Here is a 5,421-nt window from a genome sequence, read left to right on the forward strand (position 1 = left end):
GTTGAAACCAGTCAAATTCATTCGCCAAATTATAACAATAAGCTCCACATCAGTGATGGAGAGCTTATTGTTATAAGGTTGTGAGCAGCTGGTACCCCTTGAAAGCAGTTTGGGTTGACCGAATCCATACATATTCTTTCAAGATCTTAAAATAGACTGTTTACTGGAACCACACATTCAGGTCCATCATTGCGCGGAGAATTAACCAACTGTGAAACCTCGTAGGCGACCATCCGTTCCTCCGGAAAAGGTGTCAACAAACCTTTAACTTCACGGCTGGAGGTTACATCCCCACCCAACCAAACTGACTCCATATCCTGTGGTAATATTACAGGCATTCGGTTGTGTATTGGCTCCATCAACTTATTAGGCGTCGTCGTTATGATCGCACATGAGTTTATCGTTTGTCCTGTAGGTGACAACCAAGAATCCCACAGACCAGCAAAAGCAAATGGTCTGCCGTCTAGTAATGTGATTCTATAAGGTTTCTTGACACGGCCTTCCTTTTTCCACTCGTAGAAACCGTCTGCTAAGACTAGACAACGCCTCTGCTCAAAGGACCTGCGAAAACTCGGTTTTTCCTCCAATGTCTCCGCTCGGGCATTGATCAATTTGTTTCCAATACTCTCATCTTTAGCCCAATAGGGTATCAGCCCCCACCGAACCATAAGTAGGCGGTTGCCCCCATTTTGATGGATCACCACGGGAACTTGTTGAGATGGAGCAATGTTATAACGAGGCTAAAGCTCCAATTGAACCTGGTCCAGCTCAAAACGCTCTACGATGCCAATGATTTCGGCAAATGAAAATCGGCCACACATCTTGTCCTTCAACCCCTCTAAAATAACATTAGCGAATTACCCTTTCAGTGGGGTAAAAGTTCTAATAGTAAGCTTCTAAAATGTTCATAGTATTCTCGATGGAAGTACTGGATACCACTCGGATAGAGATAGGCGAGCAGTTTCTCTAGCTCACGACGACTTTGATAGTAGAGGACGCCGCTCGACTCTGACTGTTTAGTCGTCTTCTGAACAAGCTTAGGAGTTATGTCAACTTGTGAACTCAACACCTCGGTTAGCTCATTAAGAAAATATCGGTTTCCATAAATGCGGAGACGAGGCGATGTTCGTTCTTTATTGCGTTTCCGGATCGTAATAGTATCTACTGAACTATGCAATTCAAAGTAGGCGCGGATAAAATCAGCATGTTCCGAGATATTCGGGTAGCTACGCTGCCCGCTAAGGCGAGGTTGCCAACCATATTGTGTTAATTGGCCCAGATCGCAATTGAATATCTTAAGCTTATATTGCTGTCCAGTCCTAGATTCTCCCACAAAAACGCTGGTTGTAATACTCAATGCTTCGCGGACAACGTCAAGGAAATACCGGTCATGATGGCGGAGCATGAAATAAGGATATCTGTCCTCGATAGGGCTGCCAATTGACCAGAATATGCCCAGGACGTATAAGTCCATCATTGATTAAATCCGTGCGGCAATTTGCAGCCATGTTTCTTTCGTCAAAAAACTTTCATCAACTTGCTCCTCTAGCTCTAAAAAACGTTTATAGGGGATACTGAATGAAAGCACGTCTTTATTGATATATTTACGGGCTGAGGGATCAGTTAGTCCTATAATGCACTTTGGATTTGCCGCCCCTGCTTGTTCCAGAGCATAAAGTATGGATTGCTGACAGCCAGAAGCAAAGTCCACTTTAACGTTATCCTGGGTTGGTTGATCATAATTTGCAAACCAACTCAGTGCGGAAAGCTGGTCTACATTGACTAAGAATATGACAATTTCAGGTGTTTCACCCTCAGCCAATTCCGACAAAGGCTTAAATACCATGTACGTCTTTGCTTCTGCCGTTGGTAATCCCATCGCAAATTTCGCAGCTAGCTCGGGATTCTTCTTGTAAAATTCGCCTTCTCTACCTCCTACACCGCCGGTGGATAAAAAATATTCAATAAAACCTAATTCAAACCGTTTAAAACCCAGTCCAACTTTGCCACCCTGACAAGTCGTAGTCTCAGCGTCAAATACAGTGATACGACCATTGGCTGCCGCATTTAACATGGAGATTACGCAGCCCCATTTTCCTTTCTGAAACTGCAAGGCCCCCTCAGGTTTAAAATCCGAACGGAATACAGCAACCGGCTGGTTTCTTAGTTTTATGGAATCGGCAATCTTGCTTTTCATCTAAACCCTCCTTAAATCAAGTCATGCTGTAGATCTTGTACTTTTAATACATCTAATCTGCTTATTCTACTCCAGATCACCTTACAAATTAGCAAAGATTTTTATCCCATTTCCATGAAGTTGGGTCTTCAGGATTACTAAGCACCTTATACATAACCTAATGAAGCCCATCTTATGGCTTTCTATAGATATTTAGACCGATCTTTATATCTTCTTTCTCGGGTATAGACACATTTCCTTCAGTCGAGGCGATGATTATGCTTTTCCTGAAGCGGATTTGCCAAATTCCTTTGAAACATCATTCGTTATCGTTAATATATTACCGTTCAGCTTCATTTCGCAGTTCTTCATAAAATGTTCCTCCTTATTGGATGCCTCTAATCACCAATTATCATGGCTCGATCAAATCCAATACGCTTCTTTAAATCCGTGGCATAATCGTTTAAATTGGAAACAGCGTTTGTTTCAGTGGTTTTGGAAACCTCAGGTAACTTTTTATTAATTCGTTTAGGTTTTTTAGCTTTATGATATCGGTTAAATTGATACATTAGTTCTCGTCTGCCCCTTTTGGGTCTGGCAAGTGCAACCTTTCCTACTGGCCGAATCCGACTAATGGGCTTAATTTCTTCTACTCGTTCATCCATTCCTTTCACCTCATTGGCGCCTCTTCAGGATGCTATAGAACTTAATTTTTAGTCTAGTCTACACTACGATAATGCGCCAACTCAATAGCGGAACCAAAGTTATCCACTTTATAACGAATATTCGGCCCGCCTAGGCTATTCACACTAATCAATGCGCCTGGTTCATTAAGTCCTGAACGTCCCAGTGCTTCAAGGTGGTTTGCTGCTTTTACGGTTACTGTTATAGTGGCCTGTTGAGTAGCAGTGGACGGACTATTTGGCCATCTTGTGACAAAGCATTTCATGTCAATGCTCCTTCAGTTCTGATTCTGAATAAAGTACAAAACCACATTAGAAACAGTAATGAAACTATACGCTAGATTTGCCCTCCACAGCACCCTAATCACTCTCAACTGGCTTTTCAAATCCCTTTTTGCAGCATGTATTAGATAAATACAAAGGAATCCGATTCCCCCTAGTTTTAAATAGTGAAGAGCATTATGATCGATAAAGTAATCTGCTATAATATTTCTTTCTACTGCCCCATGACTCAAAGCCAGCATGGTTGTGAGATAATCCACGATGTTTAGTATGCAGAAAAGTAATAGTAGCTTATATACTTTTTTCAGAGGGTTTGCCTCCCTTAATCGATGACGCTTATTCAGCGTCACTACTTCCTACAAACCGACAAAGATTAGCATCCCACATCCATTTTGATTGATCTTCGGGGTTGCTGCTCAGAAACTTAGTCAAAACGTCATGCTCTGATTCGCACAAAGCAGTCTCAAACCATTCTACAGGGTAATATTAAGTGATTTACAGACGGCATCCAGCCGAGCTTTGACTTTTTCATCTGCTGGAAAAGCTATGTACATTTGATCACTCCGATTTCGGATTAAATAACTTAAATCTTCTTATATGTTATTGCCGATAACAAAACAAATTTTACTTTCTTATACTACTACCTAATAACTTAACCTCATTATATGGTATCCCTAAACCACTACATACAGCTTGCTTTATCTGAAATTCGCAATCGTAAAGGTAAAAGTGATTTACTACTAAATGTCTAAGCACAGCAAATGAATAAATATTAGTTTTAAGTTCTGATCCTAGTTCTAATACTTCCTTTAATGGGAAATTATTTAAACATTCTAATTTAACAGCAACATCAATAAGATTGAATGTTGTACAATGATTACTATCCAATACAGATCTATAAGTTCCCGTTAAATTGCTATTGCCTACTGACTCAGCTATTTTCCTTATAATTCCAACGGAAATGTACTCCGTCAAACGCAAAATGATATTCTTACTTTTTTCTGGTAACTCATCTTCAGCTAAATTCTCTTTTTCTTTTATTAACTCGGCCATACGTTCGACTATTATATCAATATTTTCATTAATTCTTTCTAAGAATACATTGAGCGTCCGCATTCCAAGCTGGTAGCACTCTAATATAACCTGGTACTTGATATCTCCTTTAAGCGATCCCGGGAAATTTTTTACGATTTGTCCAGTAATTTCGATAGTTTTAAACGCTTTATTGATTGAAAGCAACTCGTTCATTAATTCATTACTTTCATCTTCCTCATCATCTTCGGACATATCAAAATTATAATTAACATCATCTTCTTCCATTGACCTATTTAATTTGTCTTGTTGTTTAAGTACCTCTTCTCTATTTCTTTTAGGATTATCTAAGGAAACTGCAATCTCGGGTATTTTAATATACATTTGGTTAATAAAGTTAAGATGTTTGTCAAAATTATATGCTTCGATTTGGTTAAATAATTCTTTTGACTTTTGTAAGAGCGAGTCTATTATGAAAGGGTCTTTTGATAAATGACAGAGGAACATCACAATATTCGAATATTGTTCATTATGTAGCTTCTCGCATAAAAGCAGAATCTTATCCTTAATTTCAAGTTCGGTTATATGGTTGGCAAAATACTTTGCAACAAAATAATAATATAAATACTTATACTTGAAAATGAACTCACTCGCACTCACGTTTTGCAAAATTCCAAACTTAATAAACTTATCAATTACATATTGAAAATCCATGTGCATCTCATAATCGGTATTATATTGTTGTGTTATTGTGAAGAAATCAGCGTTCGTGATTATTCGAAATTTATTACTGAATATATAAAAAGCCAACTCTGATAAAAATGTATAATAAGTATCAATATCTGATGCCTTTGTAACAGATTTAGCCATATTTCGCGTTATTAATGATTCGTAAAGGTATCCATAAGAACTTAAATTATTATTGCTTTTACTTTGTATTGCCTCAAGCTGCTGAATTATGAGTAAAATGAAGACGGGGTATGAGGGGAGAAAGTTTTTCCCTAATAGATTATTGATATTTCTTTCTACCTCAACAATTTGATTATTATTGTCGGATTCATAAAATTCGTCTCCTATAAAATACCATTTTGTTATTAATTTATTTCTAAGATAATGGCCAAAATCGCGGATAATACAATTTGTTATTTCAACTAAGTTATTTTCCCGGTTATAAAGTTGCTCAATTTGAAATTGGCTACTAGCAAAAATTAAGACGTACTCAAATAACTCAAAAAGAGTGTTCAAAAG

Annotated in this window: 7 protein-coding genes; all 7 read right to left on the minus strand. The window is 38.1% G+C overall.

All coding sequences use genetic code 11. The annotated features are described in order from the left end of the window. Positions 1–146: 146 nt before the first annotated feature. Entirely contained in the window at positions 147–728 is a 582-nt protein-coding gene (locus tag DSOL_RS25390; RefSeq protein WP_235839004.1) for an SOS response-associated peptidase, read from the minus strand. A gap of 137 nt (positions 729–865) precedes the next feature. Further along, complete coding sequence (locus tag DSOL_RS25395; protein WP_075367495.1) at positions 866–1,477, minus strand: hypothetical protein; 612 nt, start codon at positions 1,475–1,477, stop codon at positions 866–868. Between the two features lie 3 nt (positions 1,478–1,480). Then, complete coding sequence (locus tag DSOL_RS25400) at positions 1,481–2,197, minus strand: DUF169 domain-containing protein (RefSeq protein ID WP_075367496.1); 717 nt, start codon at positions 2,195–2,197, stop codon at positions 1,481–1,483. Positions 2,198–2,574: 377 nt separating this feature from the next. Beyond that, positions 2,575–2,841, minus strand: coding sequence for a hypothetical protein (locus tag DSOL_RS25405; RefSeq protein ID WP_075367500.1), 267 nt, complete (start codon positions 2,839–2,841; stop codon positions 2,575–2,577). 53 nt (positions 2,842–2,894) lie between these two features. Then, positions 2,895–3,125, minus strand: coding sequence for a hypothetical protein (locus DSOL_RS25410; RefSeq protein ID WP_075367497.1), 231 nt, complete (start codon positions 3,123–3,125; stop codon positions 2,895–2,897). A gap of 12 nt (positions 3,126–3,137) precedes the next feature. Then, positions 3,138–3,491, minus strand: a complete 354-nt coding sequence (locus DSOL_RS30285) for a DUF5658 family protein (RefSeq protein ID WP_075367498.1) — start codon at positions 3,489–3,491, stop codon at positions 3,138–3,140. A 274-nt stretch (positions 3,492–3,765) separates the two neighbouring features. Beyond that, the coding region (locus tag DSOL_RS28285) for an STAND family AAA ATPase (RefSeq protein ID WP_170871625.1) at positions 3,766–5,421 on the minus strand (1,656 nt) is incomplete at its 5' end.

The sequence above is a fragment of the Desulfosporosinus metallidurans genome (genome assembly GCF_001936615.1).
Lineage (GTDB): Bacteria > Bacillota > Desulfitobacteriia > Desulfitobacteriales > Desulfitobacteriaceae > Desulfosporosinus > Desulfosporosinus metallidurans.